This is a genomic window from Bacteroides togonis, assembly GCF_900130135.1.
In the GTDB taxonomy this organism is placed as follows: Bacteria; Bacteroidota; Bacteroidia; order Bacteroidales; family Bacteroidaceae; genus Bacteroides; species Bacteroides pullorum.
Genome location: NZ_LT670820.1, coordinates 3,037,924 through 3,054,668 on the forward strand (window position 1 = coordinate 3,037,924; position 16,745 = coordinate 3,054,668).

Sequence of the window (16,745 nt, forward strand, 5' to 3'; positions counted from 1 at the left end):
AGCCTCCGTTTTTTGATTTGCCTGTGCCGGGCCGCCCTCTATTTTATCGAAATTTACGAAAAATCCCGGGAAAAACCGGTGTTTGCATCGGTTTTGCAGGCCCGCCGGCGTTGCGGACGGTTGTCGGGAAGGTTCCGTAGGGCTTCGGCAGTCTGCGGAAAGCTTTCGGGAAGGTTCCGCAGGGCTTCGGAAGTTTGCGGAAAGCTTTCGGGAGGGTTTCGTAGGGCTTCGGCAGTCTGCGGAAAGCTTTCGGGAGGGTTTCGTAGGGCTTCGGAAGTCTGCGGAAAGCTTTCGGGAGGGTTTCGTAGGGCTTCGGAAGTCTGCGGAAAGCTTTCGGGAAGGTTTCGTAGGGCTTCGGAAGTTTGCGGAAAGCTTTCCGCAGAGTTCGCGGGGCGGCCTTGTGCATTTTTAATATTCCCCGAGACCCGATGTATCGGATAAATCCCTATCTTTGGACAAGATAGGATGCGGTTCGGCATAAAAAATCAAGCAAGCTTGTTTTTTATACTCTTACCTTTCACTATCTTTGTGGCGTTTTTATCGAGAATTAGGAATAAAATTAATCAATATTTTACGAAAATGGCACAAGAAGATGTTTTTAAGAAACTTGTATCACATTGCAAGGAGTATGGTTTTGTGTTTCCCAGCAGCGAAATCTACGACGGACTGGGAGCCGTATACGACTACGGACAGAACGGTGTGGAACTGAAGAACAACATCAAGCAATACTGGTGGCAGAGCATGGTGCTGCTCCACGAGAACATCGTGGGCATCGACTCGGCCATCTTCATGCACCCCACGATCTGGAAAGCCAGCGGACACGTGGACGCATTCAACGATCCCCTCATCGATAACCGCGATTCGAAGAAGCGCTACCGCGCCGACGTGCTCATCGAAGACCAGATAGCCAAGTACGACGAAAAGATAAACAAGGAAGTGGCCAAGGCTGCCAAGAAGTTCGGCGACGCCTTCGACGAGGCTCAGTTCCGCTCGACCAATGCCCGTGTGCTGGAGCACCAGCAGAAGCGTGATGCCCTGCATGAACGTTATGCCAAGGCCATGAACGCCGGACCGGACCTGAACGAGCTGCGCCAGATCATCCTCGACGAAGAAATCGTCTGCCCCATCAGCGGCACGAAGAACTGGACCGAAGTACGCCAGTTCAACCTGATGTTCTCCACCGAAATGGGTTCTACGGCCGACGGTTCCATGAAGGTGTACCTCCGTCCCGAGACGGCGCAGGGCATTTTCGTCAACTACCTGAACGTACAGAAGACGGGTCGCATGAAAATCCCCTTCGGTATCGCACAGATCGGTAAGGCTTTCCGTAACGAAATCGTGGCTCGCCAGTTCATCTTCCGCATGCGCGAGTTCGAACAGATGGAGATGCAGTTCTTCGTAAAACCCGGCACAGAACTCGAATGGTTCAAGAAGTGGAAAGAAATCCGCCTGAAGTGGCACAAGGCCCTGGGCTTCGGCGACGACCACTACCGCTACCACGACCATGAGAAGCTGGCCCACTACGCCAACGCCGCTACGGACATCGAATTCCTGATGCCCTTCGGTTTCAAGGAAGTGGAAGGTATCCACAGCCGCACCAACTTCGACCTCTCTCAGCATGAGAAGTTCTCGGGCAAGAACATCAAGTACTTCGACCCCGAAACGAACGAAAGCTACACGCCGTACGTCATCGAGACCTCCATCGGCGTCGACCGTATGTTCCTCAGCATCATGTCTGCTTCTTATAAGGAAGAGCAGTTGGAGAACGGCGAAAGCCGCGTCGTGCTGAAGTTGCCTGCTGCCCTGGCTCCGGTGAAACTGGCTGTGATGCCGCTCGTCAAGAAAGACGGCCTGCCCGAGAAGGCACGCGAGATTATCGACTCACTGAAGTTCCACTTCAATTGCCAGTACGACGAGAAAGACTCCATCGGCAAGCGCTACCGTCGTCAGGACGCCATCGGTACGCCCTACTGCGTTACCGTTGACCACCAGACGCTGGAAGACGGCTGCGTCACGCTGCGCGACCGCGACACCATGAAGCAGGAGCGCGTGGCCATCGCCGACCTCGACCGTCTGATTGCCGACCGTGTCAGCATCACGTCGTTGCTCAAGACACTTTGAGAATGGAGAATTGATAATTGATAATGAAGAATTCTATGAGAAGAATACGCAAGATCCTTTGCTTCCTGTTGCCCCTGGCTGCCCTGCTTTTAGCTTCGTGCGAGGAGGTGCAGGAGGCCAGCAAGTACGACAACTGGCAGGTGCGCAACGAGGCTTTCATCGACTCCATCGCCCGCGAGACGGGAGATGTGCTTGTAGCGACTGAGGAAGATGCTTTGAATATGCCCGTTGGGAAGATGTTTAAAGTAATGTTGAACTCTGCTAGTGTTTCAGGGCGTACGGTATATGCCTATTGCCGGAAAGTCAAAGCTAATCCGTCGGGTAGAAGACCTCTTTATACAGAAACTACAAGCCTTTACTATTGTGGCTCTTTGATAACGGGTGATGTGTTTGAAGGGAATTTTGACGGATATACGGCTGTAGATCAGATTTTGTCAGGTGATAAAAATCCTACAGAGTTTGATGCCCCTCGTGATTTCACGGTGTCGGGATGGCTTTGGACTGATCCGATACAGTTTATGCGTGAAGGGGAACGGTGGTTGATGTATTTCCCTTGGGAAGGTGCCTATGGCGAATCTGGTAAAGATAATATTCCAGGATATTCAGTCTTGACTTTTGATGTAGATTTTGTAGAAATCGTAGAAGACGAAGATTGAGACAACTTTTAGAAGTTGCACGGATAGAAAAAAGGCTTGCGGTAGCATCGATGCTGCCGGCAAGCCTTTCTCGTTTTCGGTGGGGAAGGGTTACCACCGTTTTTTCAGTTCCTTTGCCCAGATTTTGTAGCCTTTCTCGTTGAGGTGCAGGCCGTCGGTGCTCAGCTCTTTACGCAGGACGTGTGTCCCTTTCTCGGTGAAGAGCGGGAAGAGGTCGACGAAGTCAATCTGCTGTTCGTGGGCGAGCTTCTTCAGGCGGGCGTTTATTTCCGGCACAAGTTCGGTTTTGTTCGTCAGCAGGCGGTAGCGGCCGAAGCTTTCGTTGATGGGCAGTAGGCTTTGCAGGTGGAGCCGGGTCTGCGGCGACTCGCGGCGGATGCGTTCCACGGTGAGACGGATGAGGTCGGCGATGCTGTCGGCCGTCAGTCCGTGGGACACGTCGTTGATACCGATCATCAGGAACAGTTCGCGCGGTTGTCCGGGCAGAATCTGGTGGAGGCGTCGGTAGACACCCATCACCTCGTCGCCGATGATACCGCGGTTCACCACGTGTTTCCGTCCCAGCCGTTTGCCCCAGTCGCCTCCGTTTTCGGTCAGGCTGTTGCCCAGCATTACGATATCTTCCGTCGTAATGGGCGGCTCGTCCATGAATTGCAGGAAACGTTCGTAGTAGTGGGCGTGGTAGGGCGCCATGCCTTCTTGGTCGAGGATGGAGGCCGCCACGGCGTTCGATACCAGCGAGCGCAGGCGCACCACGCTGTGTCCGTCTTTGGGATGCACGGCGTTGATGAGCAGGATGACGCTCGTGTCCGTGTCAGGATCGATGACGATGCTGGTACCTGTATAGCCTGTGTGGCTGTAAGTGTTCGGGCTGAAGAGGTCGCCGTTGTTCGAAGCGTAGGCGGTGAAACTGTCCCAGCCCAGTGTACGGCCGATGGAGGACACGGCGCGGGGAACAGTGCGCATGGCTTTCACACCCTGCGGACTCAGGATGCGTCGGCCATTCCACTCACCACCGTTCTGGAGGGCGGCGCAGAGCACGGCGATGTCTTCGGCGCAGGAGAAGACACCTGCATTGCCGCTGATGCCTCCGTTCATGATGCGGGCCAGCGGGTCGTGTACTTGTCCGCGCAATACCTGTCCGTTGGCTTGCTGTTCGGTAGGAGCGATGAGGGAGGCCCATTCCGGCAATTCCTCGGTATTCACCCAGTTGCCTTTTTTGTCTTGCCTGCAAGGCAGGTAATCGGTGTGCTTCATGCCCAGCACGTCGAAAATGTGTTCGTGGGCGAAATCCCGGAGCGATTGCCCGCTGACGGTTTCCACGATGTGCTGCAGGGTGATGAAGTTCAGGCAGCTGTACTGGAAGTCGGTCTGCGGACGGAAATCGCGCGGGCAGGTGGCAATGTATTCCATCAGCGCCCCGGGGTTGAGGATGCCGTGTTCCTTGCTCAATTTCTGTACGTCAGCATAGGGTGGCAGGCCGGAAGTGTGCGTCATCAGGTCCTGGATGCGGATGACCTGCGTTTCCTTGCCGTCCTCGCTCTGCCAGTTCTGGAAGTCGGGGAGATAGAGATCTACGGGGTCGAGCATACGCAATTTACCTTGTTCAGCCAGAATCATAACACAAATCGCAGTAGACATGGATTTGCTGCACGAAGCCATGTCGAATACGGTGGCGGTGGTCATCGGTTCTACCTTAGGTACCAGGCTCTTATTACCATAGGCCTTCAGATAGGCCATCTTGCCGTGACGTACGACAGCCAGCACAGCTCCCGGTATTTCTTTTTGGGCGATGGCCTGGTTGATGGCTTCGTCGGCCCACAAAAGCCGTTGTGAGTCCATGCCGACCTGCTCGGGAGCTACACGCTGGAGTGGTTGTGCACTAACGGCAGCAAATCCCAACAGGCAGGAGAGAATCAGACAAAGAGTTTTCATGAGGTCATGCATATTGGGTTATTGTTTTCCTTCGCGATAGGCATCTACGGCTTTCTTTACAGAACCGTGCATTAACAACAAGGCTTTGGCTTTTCCGTAGTCCAGACCGAGTTCTTCGACCAGCATACGGGTGCCGCGGTCCACCAGCTTCTTATTGCTCAGCTGCATGTTGACCATCTTGTTGCCTTTGACGCGCCCCAGTTGGATCATAACTGAAGTAGTAATCATGTTCAGAATCATTTTTTGTCCCGTACCCGACTTCATGCGCGAGCTGCCGGTGACGTATTCCGGTCCTACAATCATTTCGATGGGGACATCAGCCTCGGCAGCCATGGGTGAGTCGGGATTGCTGGTGATACAGGCGGTCAGGATACCATGTTCGCGGGCTTCGTGCAGGGCGCCAATGACGTAGGGGGTGGTACCCGATGCGGCAATGCCGATGACGGTGTCCTTGGTCGTGATGTTGCGTTCCACCAGTTCCTCCCAGCCGCGGTGAATGTCGTCTTCGGCATTCTCTACAGGATTGCGTAGAGCCGTGTCGCCTCCGGCAATGAGGCCGATAACCAGCGTGTTCGGCATGCCGAATGTGGGCGGTATTTCTGAAGCGTCGAGTACACCCAGACGTCCGCTGGTGCCGGCTCCCATGTAGAAGATGCGGCCACCCTGCTTCATGCGGGGTACAATCTGGGTTACTAGTTTTTCTATCTGCGGGATGGCCTTTTGTACGGCCAGGGCTACTTTCTGGTCTTCAGTATTGATATCTTCCAGTATTTCGCGGACAGACTTCTTTTCCAAGTCGTTGTAGAGCGAAGGTTGCTCTGAAATCTTGATGAATGCCATATTCTTGTATAATCGGTTAGTGGTTAATAGTTAACGGTGGTAGGCGATGAGGCCTTCCATAGGACTCTTGAGGATGGTGCCCAAACGGATGCCCATTTCGTCGGCGGCTTGTGCCAGCACGTCTTTGTAGTAGTAGGCTACGGAACCGATGAAGTGGACTTCATGGCTTGTGTAATCATATTGCATGACGTTACGTTTCAGGAACGATTTGAAGCTGTTCAGGACGAGGTTATGTACGCAAGGTTCGTTAAGGTTTTGTGCCAGGAAGGGTGACAGGCTGGCCAGGAAACGGTTGGGGAACGGCTTGCGGTAGACGCGGTCGATGATGTCGGCTGGGGTCAGGTTGAACTGGCTGAGGAATTTCTCCTTCAGTTCCGGCGTCATCTGATTTTTTAGGATGTCGCCTACCAATAGTTTGCCCAGGCAGGCACCGCTACCTTCGTCACCCAGGATAAAACCAAGAGGAGATACGTTCTGCACAATCTTCCCGCCATCGTAGTAGCACGAGTTGGAGCCCGTGCCCATGATGCAGGCAATGCCTGCGTGGTGTCCGCACAGACTGCGGGCAGCGGCCAGCATATCGGTACTAACCTCTACTTGTTCCTTAACGTGTAGGTGTCGGAGAATGGCCCGGCGAACAGTTTCTATCTTATCTGGAAAAGCGCATCCTGCACCGTAGAAGTAGACTGCATCCAGTTCACTGGCCTGTAGCTGGGGCAGAAGAGCAGTCGCTATCTCGTTACTGATCTCTTCTTCACTTTGGAAAAAGGGATTGGTACCTTTCGTAAAAATCTGTTGGAGAACTTCTCCATGCTCGACCAAACACCAGTCGGTCTTGGTAGAGCCGCTGTCTGCTATCAGTATCATAGTAATAAAGTTTATATCTTAATATATATTTTTCTTTTGTACAGTTGGTATCCGATGCACCAGTTGATAGCGACGAATACCAGCGCATAAATCAGTGAGCCGCCAGTATCACCAAAAATCGGTTGCATTATCTTGTCGTAAAGCAGGCCGTGGATGGAAATGCTGCCATCACCCCAAGGCAGGTGGATGCTTCCGAACAGAATGCCCAACACACCGCCTAGCACGTACATGAACAATGGATTCACGCCAAACGATTCGAAGAACAGGCTCCAGCGTTTATATCCCTTTACGTCAATAATCCAGATGAGTAAGGCCAGCAAGCTGGATGCCAGTCCACAGGTAGTAAGTACAAAAGTGGGCGACCATATCTTCTTATTGAGCGGGCATCCGTAGCTCAACAGCAAGCCGCTGAAGGTGAGAATGGTACCTACCAGGAACAGTTTGACGAGATGCGATTGGAGCACTTCTTCGCGGCTACGGCTGGCTGCATTCTTGTCGCCCAGCATCATACGGCCCACACAGAAGCCCAGCAGTACGTGAGCGATGGAGGGAATAGTGCTCAGCAAGCCCTCAGGATCGATTCCGTTGTCTTTATACATATGGGCAGGGGTAAGGACGGCACGGTCTACGACGGACAGAATATTAGTTTCGTTGTAGGCAAAACCGTTGCCACACATCAGCAGAACAAAGTAGCCCACGAGGAGCGTGGCGATGAGGTAGGGGATGCGGCTATGCTTCATCGTAAGAGCCACGATGGAAGCAGCGCAGTAGCACAGAGCCAGGCGCTGCATGACGCCCAGAATGCGCATGCGGTCGAATGTCCATACCGATGCCAACAGGTTTTGCCCAAAGCTCAGGTCGTCGGGGGCAGAGGACCAGTAGTAGCAGAAACGCGAGAACCAGCCGATAGCCATACCGATGATAAAGATGACGACAGTACGTCGTAGAATTTTCCGGAGTGTGGCGTGGCTGTAAGTAAAATTGTATTTCTTCAATGAAATGTAGGTCGATATGCCCATGATGAACATGAAGAAAGGGAACACCAAGTCGGTTGGTGTCAACCCGTTCCACTCGGCATGACGCAGAGGAGCGTAGATGTGTCCCCATGAGCCGGGATTATTTACCAGGATCATGCCGGCGATAGTAATTCCTCGCAGAATATCAAGGGAGAGAATACGTTTGCTGTTGGTTTGCTGTTGGGTCATAATGATTGTTCCTCCTTTTTGTCTTTAGCGGTTGTACATTCATCTACCAGATAGGCTATCGATACATATGGGATGCCAGAATTAGTGGTCAGGCCGATCTCACACGTGCGGCTATTGCTGTAACCTATCTGGATATTGCGTTCTTCTATTTGCGGACGGAGTTTACGCAGAGCATAGGCATTCAGTTCAGGATGCGTAAAACCACGGTCGCCTGCGAAACCGCAGCAACCCACTTCCTCGGGTACGAATACCTGTGTAGAACATAGACGAGCCAGGTCGATGAGCGTATTGGCCAGCCCCATCTTACGCATGGAGCACGTGATGTGCAGGGCCACAGGGCGGTCGACGGGATTGAACACAAGACGGGAACGAAGGAAGGTGTAAATGAACTCAGCCGGCTCGTAAAGCTTCATGCGGTGAATGGTTTCGCGCATACGGTGGAGACAGGGACTTTGGTCGCAGAGTACGGGGTATCGTCCTTGTTCACTGGCTTCCCATAAAGCCTCTTCCAGTTCGTGCGTTTTGCGGTCGGCGATGTCCATCATTCCTTTGCTTTCCCAGATGGTACCGCAGCACAGCTTCTCCATGTCCTTGGGGAAGATGACACGGTAGCCTGCCTTGTGGAGTAGGGCTACCATCTTGTTGACCAGTGCTTGTTCGACTGGTGATTTGCGGGCAAGTCCCATGGTCTGGTTGATGCAGCTGGGGAAGTAGACGACAGCTTCACAGTCTCCTCTTTCGTTAGAAGGTTGAGACTGTTCAGGCTTGAATGCTTTCGGCATTGCCGGTGACCATTGTGGAATACCCAGGAGAGTGTGCATGCCATGTGTCAGTTTGCTCATGGCAGAGGTGCCCAGTATGACATGGGCGGTATCGGCCAGGGTGAGTACGGGACGTAGTGCACCTTTGATGCCGGCAAAGTGGCGGGAAGCATAGTTCCCTGCCTTGTAGCCAAGACTGTCAGGAGGCAGGAGGCGTTGACGTACAAGATGAGTCAAATCGCCTGTATTGATGCTCATAGGACACGACATTGAGCAGAGTCCATCGCCTGCACAGGTTTGGTTACCCAGGTAATGATATTGTTTCTCCAGCAGGGCAAGACGTGCCGGGTCATTGCCTTCCTGACGCAGACGAGCCAACTCACGTTGGATAACGATGCGCTGGCGCGATGAGAGGGTGAAGCCGCACGACAGGCAGTTTACTTCACAGAAGCCACATTCAATGCAGCGGTTGATTTTTGATAATGAGGCATGACCTTTGTCATCTGTTATCATTGGCAATGGCTTGAAGTGCTTCAGGTGACATTTGGGATCATCATTGAAGATGACACCGGGATTGAGCAGGCCTTTGGGGTCGAAGAGCTGCTTCACGGATTTCATCACCTCGTAGGCCTCGTCGCCCCACTCGTAACGAACGTATGGGGCCATGTTGCGACCTGTGCCGTGTTCAGCCTTCAGGGAGCCGTCGTACTTGTCTACCACCAGCGTCTTGACGTCCTCCATCAGTGCCTCATAACGGTCCACTTCCGCTTGGGTAGAGAAGCTTTGATTGAGGATGAAGTGATAGTTTCCCTCTAGTGCGTGTCCGTAGATGCAGGCGTCGTCGTAGCCGTGGCGGGCGATGAGGGCCTGCAGGTCAGCGGTGGCTTCGGGCAGGTCTTCGATATGGAAGGCCACATCTTCGATGAGGCAAGTGGTGCCGGGACGGCGCGTGCCTCCCACGCTGGGGAAGATGCCAGAACGGATGGCCCAGTATTTGCCGTACTCTGCCGGGTTGTCGGTAAAGTGCACGGGGATGTAGGTACGGAAGGCTGAGAGCGTTTGCTCAATGGTGGCAATGCGGGCCTTCAGCTCTTCGGGCGTGCGGGCCTTGGTTTCGGTCAATACGGCGGTGAGGCCCGACGGGTCGGTGACTTCTCCTTTATACTTTATGTATATAGGGTCGTCTACGGACGACAGGCTTTTGTAGTCCAGCAGCTCTGCACCCTTCACAATCCACTCTTCCTTCGAATCGGTCAGTTTCTTCATAGCTACTACTGCACGGCATGCCTCGCGGATGTCCGTAAAGTAAACCATTGCGCTGGCCTTATAGGGGTAGTCGTACTCGGTGCGCATGGTTACTTGCGAGAGGAAGGCCAAGGTACCTTCGCTGCCTACCATCAGGTGGGCGATGATGTCGAATGGGTCATCGAAGCAGACGAAGGGCAGGAGGTTGAGGCCTGTGACATTCTTGATGGCATATTTGTAACGGATGCGCTCTAATAGCTTGGGATTGGCATGGATGCGATCGCGCAGGTGGCAGATGCCTCGGATAAAGTCGCGATGCGTTACTTCGAAGCCGGCGCGGCTTATAGGATCGCCTGTGTCGAGTACCGTACCGTCGGCCAGAATGATGCGGGCCGAGAGCATTACGCGGTCGCTGTTGGCATGTGTACCACAGTTCATACCCGAGGCGTTGTTCATTACGATGCCACCTACCATAGCACTCTTTACCGACGCTGGGTCGGGGGCAAACTTACGTCCGTAGGGAGCCAGCAATTCGTTGACGCGTTGTCCTACGATACCGGGTTGGAGAGTAATTTGGTTACCATCAGGGCTGATGGAATATTGTTCCCAGTGTTTCCCAGCGACGATGAGGATAGAATCGCTAATGGACTGACCGGAAAGGCTTGTACCTGCAGCACGGAAAGTGACGGGCAGTTTCAGGCGGTCGGCCAGACGGAGCAGCTCGGACACTTCGTATTCGCTGTCCGAACGGACGACTATCTGCGGGACGAGGCGGTAGAAACCTGCATCCGTGCCCCAGGCCAGGCATCGCAGTTCGTCAGTATAGATCCGCTCCTGCGGGATGAAGCGCAAGGCTTCGTGCAGGAACGATAAATAAGGTTCTTTCATATCATTGTCTTTTTTAGACTTATCGGTATAAGTAATACTTTTTAGACAGTCGGCGGAAACTCTCCACGTCCTTCTCCCAGTAGGGCCGTATGTCCTCCCAGCGGTTGGTTTTCGTGAAGCGTTCGCGTATCTGGCGCGAACCGCACACCTTGTCGAACATCGCGAAGCGGCCCTTGTCGGCATGGTCGAAGACGGCGCGGTCGGGCCACAGACAGGCTACTTCCTGCATTACGAGGAACTGCAGGGGGCTGAGCGGCGCGCGGGCGTAGTCAGTAATGTGTACCTGTACGCCTTGCAGTTGCTGTCCCTGTCCTACGCTGTAGAAGGGCTTCAGGTAGATGGGTCGGAAGATGACGCCGGGCACGTGCAGGGCGTTCAGTGCGTCGGCTAGCTTGTCAGCCTCGGCCCAAGGAGCGGCGAACATCTGGAAGGGGATGGTGTAGCCCACGCCGATGGACATGTAGCCCAGTTCTCCCAGGATGCCGCTCACGGGGTAGAAGAAGGCCGAGTGAGGGTGTGGAATGTGGGGTGACGAGGGAATCCATTGCAGTCCCGTGGCCGTGTAGTCCATGCGTCGCTTCCAGCCCTTCATCTTGATGACCGTCAGATTGCACTGCACACCGCCCGTCAGCATCCGTTCACTGTTGAGCATCAGGGCCAGCTCGCCACAGGTAAGGCCATAGACGTAGGGTATCTTGAATTGGCTGACGAAGGAGATGCAATCATCCTCCGTCAGGTTGCCTTCTACTTTCAGTCCGCCCAGCGGGTTGGGGCGGTCCAGCACGATAAGCTCCTTGCCGTTTTCGGCAGCGGCTTCCATAGCTAGTCCCAGCGTGCTGATATAGGTGAATGAGCGACAGCCGATGTCCTGAATATCATATACCAGCACATCGACGTCCTTCAGCATCTCGGGCGTGGCCTTGCGCGTTTTGCCGTAGAGTGAATAGACGGGCAAGCCGGTGGCGGGGTCGCGCTGGTCGGATACGTGGTCGCCTGCATGTACGTCGCCGCGCACACCGTGTTCCGGTCCGTAAAGGGCCACGAGGTTGACGTTCGGCGCTTCGTGCAGGATGTCGATAGTGGAGTACAGTTCGTTGTCCACGCCCGTAGGGTTGGTGATGAGTCCCACACGTTTACCCTCCAGGCAACGGAAATTCTGTGATTTCAGTACTTCAATCCCTGTTTTGATGTGTATTTTCTGAGCCTGTGCGCCGAGGGAGAGGCACAGGAAGAGGAGCAGGAGAGTCTTCTCAAGCCTTACTCCGGATGTAAGTATATTCTTTCTATTCTTGTTCATGGTCATCCTATTCTATAATAATGATAATCTGTTTTCATTTCTTTCCATATTCCGGATCAATCTTCCTGTCCACGAAGAAGGTGACGATGACCGTGGCAATGCAGCACACCATCACCAGCCAGAAGAAGTCCGTATATCCGATGGCTTCCTGTATATATCCGGCGAACATGCCCGGTATCATCATGCTCAGCGCCATAAAGGCTGTGCAGATGGCATAGTGCGAGGTCTTGAACTCGCCTTCGGAGAAGTACATCATGTAGAGCATATAGGCCGTGAAACCGAAGCCGTAACCGAACTGCTCGATGGCAATGGCGGTGGAAATGATGACTACATTGTCAGGCTGGGCGATGGCCAGGTAGACAAACGTCAGGCACGGCAGAGTCATGCAGCCAGCCATCCACCAAATGGACTTCTTCAGGCCGAGGTGTGAGGCGAACAATCCGCCCAGGATACCACCCAGGGTGAGGAAGATGACGCCGATGGTACCATATACGATACCCACTTCGGCGGTGGACAGCTCCAGTCCGCCTGATGCCTTGGAAGCTACGAGGAAGGGCATGCACATCTTGATGAGGAACGCCTCCGGCAGGCGGTAGAGCAGCATGAACACGATGGCCAGCAGGACGCCCGGTTTGGTGAAGTAGGTGGCGAAGGTACGCCCGAACTCGCGGAAGATGGCTTTGGCACTGGCAGTACCGGCTGCCAGCGTGGGTTTATCTGAAGCGGGCTTGGGTATCACGAAGATATGATAGAACGTTACCAGACTGAACAGGACAGCGGTGACAAGCATCGTGATGGTCCACGAAAGCGGAATGTCTTTCGTCTTCAGCTCGATGGCACCGGCAATGGCCACGAGTACGCCTTGGCCGAAGATGGAGGCCAGACGGTAGAACGTGCTTCGGATGCCTACGAAGGCGGCTTGGTCACTTTGTTTCAGCGCCAGCATGTAGAAGCCGTCGGCGGCAATGTCGTGGGTGGCCGAGGCGAAGGCAGTGATGATGAACAGGACCAATGTGAAGGTGAAAAGGCTGATATGGGTCGTGCCAGCAGCGATGTCTGTTTCGTTCGGCCGCGGGATGGCCAGCGTCAGCAGGATGAAGGCGGCGGACATCAGGACCTGCATGGCTATTGTCCACCAGCGCTTGGTCTTGATAATGTCTACAAACGGGCTCCAGAAGGGCTTGATGGTCCACGGCAGGTAGAGCAGGCTGGTAAACAGAGCCATCTCCCCGTTGGGTACGCCCATCTTGGTGAACATCATCACGGAGATGTTGTTCACGATGAAGTAGGGAATGCCTTGGGCAAAGTACAGGGTGGGAACCCACGCCCAAGGACTAATATTTCTTGTCTGTAAGTTCATGATTCGTATGTATGTTTATTTATGAATAGATTTTTTCTATGTTGGCTCCGATATAGTAGTGCAGCAATATCTCGTCGTACTTGTAGCCCTGTTCGCCCATGACGGCAGCGCCTATCTGGCAAAGACCTACGCCGTGTCCCCAGCCGGCTCCGATGAGGCTGAAGCGTCCAGGGATACCTTCAGGCGAAAGATCGTGCTTGTCCACCACGAAGGCCGAGCTGTAGAGGTGCGAGGGCGACAGCGTGCGACGTATCTCCAGCTCCTTGCCAATGGTCAGGGTGCGTTTGGTGCCCACAATCTTCAGTTTCCATAGTCGTCCGCTAGTGCCGCGGGCCACGGGTACGAGGTCGACGATCTGTCCGTAATCCACGCCCGAACGCTTCAGGATGAGGGCCGACAGTTCTTTCTGTGTGTATTCCACTCGCCAACGGTAGAAGTCGGTTGTCTCCTGGTCGTAGTTGTTAAGTACCTGCGAGAGAATATGCTTGTCCGTGGTGTTGCAGAAGGCCTCGGGCGAGGTGCGTATCCAGCGGTCGGCTTCTGCTTCGATGGTGAGGTCGGGCAGGGCAGGGTCGGGTACAGAAGTCTGTCCCTGGCGGATGCGGCGGTCGAGTTGCTTGCGCAGGTAAGGGTAGGGCGTGTCTTCCCAGCAGTACTGGAACTCTTCGAAGGCGCCGCCGCAGCATTTGGAGAAGCGGGCGTCGCAGATTCGGCCGTCGGATGTCAGCACTTGTCCGCGGGTGGCTCGGATGGCCTGGCGCACGATGTCGGTCGAGGCGCGGGTGATGCCCTGGTAGCGCTGGCAGTGGTCGTCGGCGCAGACGTCGAAGCGGGGGTGGTCTTCGCGGTCGAACCATCGGATGAGTTCGTCGTCGGTTTGCGTGCAGGCCGAGTAGTCTGTATGTTTGGATGCGATTTCCTTGTTCTTGTTGATTTGGGCCAGCAGCCAGCTCCTCGAAATCACCGCATGGGCCTTCAGCAATTCCAGCGAGGCGGTGGCACTCATTTCACTGGAGATGACACTCGTCAGGTAGTCTTCCACACGGATGACGTTGACGGCGGTCAGGTGGTTGTCTTCTACGATGATGCGCAGGGCGCCTTGGAAACGCTGGTCTTCTTTGCGCTCCCAGTGGAAGTTGATGCCGATGGTAACGCCGTGCAGCTCGAACGAGGCCGTCGGTTCGTCCTCGGGCTCGAAGAGTAGTTCGTCGTAGAGGCGGTCTTGCCACAGGATGCGGCCGTGGTCGAAGGTGACGGTCTGATGACCGTCGACCTTCCGGCCGTCTTGCTGGTAGGGAGTCAGCAGGGTAAATTCTATTTGGGGGTCGAATACGATTCCGACGTGTACGTAGGGTTCGTTCATGGTATCTCGGTTTCTGGTTTAATGAATTTCGTTGCGGATACACGCCTTCACCCGGGCGAAGGCTTCGGGCGAAAGACAGACCTCACTCAGGATTTGCGCCACGTCGTCGGCGGTGATTTTCTGGAAGTCCTGCTCGACGGGGGTGATGAACACGCCGCCGAGGTCGACCGACGCGGGGCTGCTGAGCAGGCGGGCGTCGCCTTCGGCCGTGTAGCAGGCGGGGCTTTTACACATCTTGATGTGGATTAGAGGCAACCTTTTTGACAGTCCGCGGGAACTCTCCCCGGCCTTTTTCCCGTTAGGGCGTATGTCCTCCCCGCGGGTTGGTTTCGTGGAACGGTCGCGGATCTGGCGCGACGCCCGCGAGGGCGTCGTAGCTGCGGCGCGCCGTTTCCCAGGCGGCGAGCTGGCGGTCCAGCAGATGATGTACGTTTTCGTTCAAAGTTGTCATAGCTTCTGTTCTTTTATTATTAGTTAGGGCTGCCTATCCCGATAGTCGGCCCTTCCGAGGCGTCGGACGGGTAGAAAATCCCGATAGTCGGGCCTTCCGAGACGTCGGACGGGTAGAAAATCCCGATAGTCGGGCCTTCCGAGACGTCGGACGGGTAGAAAATCCCGATAGTCGGCCTTCCGAGGCGTCGGACGGGTAGAAAATCCCGATAGTCGGGCCATCCGAGACGTCGGACGGGTAGAAAATCCCGATAGTCGACCCATCCGAGGCGTCGGATGCCTTGCTTATCCCGATAGGCTACCTGTTCAGCGCGATGCGTGCCTGTAGCTCCCAGGTGCGGATGCGGTCCTTGTAGAGGTTGTGGGCGTTCATCTTCACCACGTCGAGCGAGGCGTCGGAGTTGTCGTCCCAGCGGCGGCAGAGGTAGACGACGTCGTAGACACGGCCTATCTGGAAGCGGCGCGAGAAGGCGAGGCCCAGCGCGTAGTCTTCGCCGTAGCTGGTGTTGGGCACCTTCACCTCGCGCAGCACGGGGGTGTAGAAGGCTCGGGGCGCTCCCAGCCCGTTGATGCGCAGGGCGTTGTTGCGGCCGTTTTCGGGCGTCCATTCGCGGTGGTCGATGATGCCGGGCGGAATCATCTGCATGTCGAAGTTGGTCATCATGTAGGTGCCTACGACCATTGCGCAGTTCTGCTCGTAGAAGGCGCGCACCATCGTGGCCAGCGTGTGCTCGTCCTTGTAGACGTCGTCGCTGTCCAGCTGTACGGCGAACTTGCCGCAGCACGGGTGGTGTACGCCCAGGTTCCAGCAGCCGCCGATGCCCAAGTCGTTGCGCTCGGGGATGAGGTGGATGAGGCGCGGGTCACTGTTGAACTCGTCGATGGCTTCGGTGGTGCCGTCGGTGGAGTGGTTGTCGATGACGATGAGGTTGAACTTGAAGTCGGCCTGCTGCGAGAGCACCGAGCGGATGGCGTCGCGGATGGTGCGGATGCGGTTACGCACGGGGATGATGACCGATGCTTCGTACTCAAAGTCGCCGCGGTCGAACTCGATGTGTTCGAACTCAGGCTTCAGGTAGCCGCCCACTTCCTTCAGGTGTTCGGTGCAGGCTGCTTCCATCTCCAGCTGGCGGTTGCGGTTCTTCGGATCCACGTAGTCGAAGATTTTCTCGCCGCTGCGTCGGGTGTCGTTCTCCACTTCGGTGTAGAGGTATTCGTTGATGTGTACCAGCTCGCCGCGTTGCGACAGCTTCAGGCGCAGGTCGTAGAGCCCGGCGAAGCGGTAGTCGGTCTTCATGCGGGCGGCGGCTTCCTTCAGGGCGGCGGTGCGGAGCAGGAGCACGGAGCCGAAGTCGAAGTCGTCGCGCAGCGAGCCTTGCTGGTAGTCGATGACGGGGGCGATGGTTTGCTGGCCGTCCTTCAGCTGGTAATGGTCGGCGTAGGCCATGGCGGCGCCGCTGTCTTCCAGAATGCGCATCATGCGCTCCAGGGCGAACATGCCCAGGCTGAGGATGGTGTCCTTGGTGTAGAGCAGGGTGTAGGGGGCTTCGGCCTGTGCGGCGATGGCTTTCAGGCTCTGGCTGCCGAAGGGATCGGCGGCGGAGAGGAAGCCGCAGCCTGCGGGCAGGGCAGCGGGCGCTTCGGCGCCGAAGAGGATGATTTGTCCGGTCTGGCCGGTGGCTTGCAGGCCTTCAACGGTTTGTACGATGTCACTGTTTCCGGTGTAGAGGAGATAGCTGTCAATCAGTTTCATGATC

13 protein-coding genes and 1 pseudogene are annotated in these 16,745 nt (G+C 55.3%); 2 read left to right on the forward strand and 12 right to left on the reverse strand.

Annotated features, from left to right (window positions below; all coding sequences use genetic code 11):
- Positions 1-43 precede the first annotated feature (43 nt).
- Entirely contained in the window at positions 44-406 is a 363-nt protein-coding gene (locus BQ8005_RS12865; protein ID WP_075318335.1) for a hypothetical protein, read from the reverse strand.
- 173 nt (positions 407-579) lie between these two features.
- Here BQ8005_RS12865 and BQ8005_RS12870 point away from each other — a divergent pair, with 173 nt between their 5' ends.
- Together BQ8005_RS12870 and BQ8005_RS12875 are read left to right on the forward strand one after the other, a co-directional pair.
- Positions 580-2,121 carry a glycine--tRNA ligase gene (locus BQ8005_RS12870; protein ID WP_075318336.1) on the forward strand — a complete coding sequence of 514 codons (1,542 nt, stop codon included), beginning with the start codon at positions 580-582 and terminating at the stop codon, positions 2,119-2,121.
- Between the two features lie 35 nt (positions 2,122-2,156).
- Positions 2,157-2,777 (forward strand): BamJ family beta-barrel-assembly machinery protein, encoded by a 621-nt coding sequence (locus BQ8005_RS12875; protein WP_075319215.1) that lies wholly within the window; start codon positions 2,157-2,159, stop codon positions 2,775-2,777.
- 90 nt (positions 2,778-2,867) lie between these two features.
- Here BQ8005_RS12875 and BQ8005_RS12880 read toward each other — a convergent pair whose 3' ends face one another.
- The 11 genes and pseudogenes from BQ8005_RS12880 to BQ8005_RS12925 form a co-directional block, all read right to left on the reverse strand.
- Complete coding sequence (locus BQ8005_RS12880) at positions 2,868-4,712, reverse strand: serine hydrolase (RefSeq protein ID WP_075319217.1); 1,845 nt, start codon at positions 4,710-4,712, stop codon at positions 2,868-2,870.
- Between the two features lie 18 nt (positions 4,713-4,730).
- Entirely contained in the window at positions 4,731-5,552 is an 822-nt protein-coding gene (gene murQ / locus BQ8005_RS12885; RefSeq protein WP_075318337.1) for an N-acetylmuramic acid 6-phosphate etherase, read from the reverse strand.
- A gap of 30 nt (positions 5,553-5,582) precedes the next feature.
- A complete protein-coding gene (locus BQ8005_RS12890; protein ID WP_021846333.1) occupies positions 5,583-6,419 on the reverse strand; it encodes a BadF/BadG/BcrA/BcrD ATPase family protein in 837 nt (278 codons plus the stop codon).
- An 11-nt stretch (positions 6,420-6,430) separates the two neighbouring features.
- Positions 6,431-7,624 (reverse strand): acyltransferase family protein, encoded by a 1,194-nt coding sequence (locus BQ8005_RS12895; RefSeq protein ID WP_075318338.1) that lies wholly within the window; start codon positions 7,622-7,624, stop codon positions 6,431-6,433.
- Positions 7,621-10,518 carry an FAD-binding and (Fe-S)-binding domain-containing protein gene (locus tag BQ8005_RS12900; protein WP_075318339.1) on the reverse strand — a complete coding sequence of 966 codons (2,898 nt, stop codon included), beginning with the start codon at positions 10,516-10,518 and terminating at the stop codon, positions 7,621-7,623. The genes BQ8005_RS12895 and BQ8005_RS12900 overlap by 4 nt, the downstream gene beginning before the upstream one ends.
- Before the next feature lie 19 nt (positions 10,519-10,537).
- Positions 10,538-11,815 (reverse strand): exo-beta-N-acetylmuramidase NamZ family protein, encoded by a 1,278-nt coding sequence (locus tag BQ8005_RS12905; RefSeq protein WP_075319219.1) that lies wholly within the window; start codon positions 11,813-11,815, stop codon positions 10,538-10,540.
- Positions 11,816-11,849: 34 nt separating this feature from the next.
- A complete protein-coding gene (locus BQ8005_RS12910) occupies positions 11,850-13,175 on the reverse strand; it encodes an MFS transporter (protein WP_075318340.1) in 1,326 nt (441 codons plus the stop codon).
- A gap of 19 nt (positions 13,176-13,194) precedes the next feature.
- Positions 13,195-14,538: a SpoIID/LytB domain-containing protein gene (locus BQ8005_RS12915; protein ID WP_075318341.1), complete on the reverse strand. Its 1,344-nt coding sequence runs from the start codon at positions 14,536-14,538 to the stop codon at positions 13,195-13,197.
- An 18-nt stretch (positions 14,539-14,556) separates the two neighbouring features.
- Positions 14,557-14,760: pseudogene (locus BQ8005_RS12920) on the reverse strand (DUF4922 domain-containing protein); the annotation flags it as partial.
- Between the two features lie 76 nt (positions 14,761-14,836).
- Complete coding sequence (locus BQ8005_RS17425) at positions 14,837-14,989, reverse strand: hypothetical protein (protein ID WP_159436256.1); 153 nt, start codon at positions 14,987-14,989, stop codon at positions 14,837-14,839.
- 297 nt (positions 14,990-15,286) lie between these two features.
- Complete coding sequence (locus BQ8005_RS12925; RefSeq protein ID WP_075318342.1) at positions 15,287-16,741, reverse strand: glycosyltransferase family 2 protein; 1,455 nt, start codon at positions 16,739-16,741, stop codon at positions 15,287-15,289.
- Between the last annotated feature and the right edge of the window lie 4 nt (positions 16,742-16,745).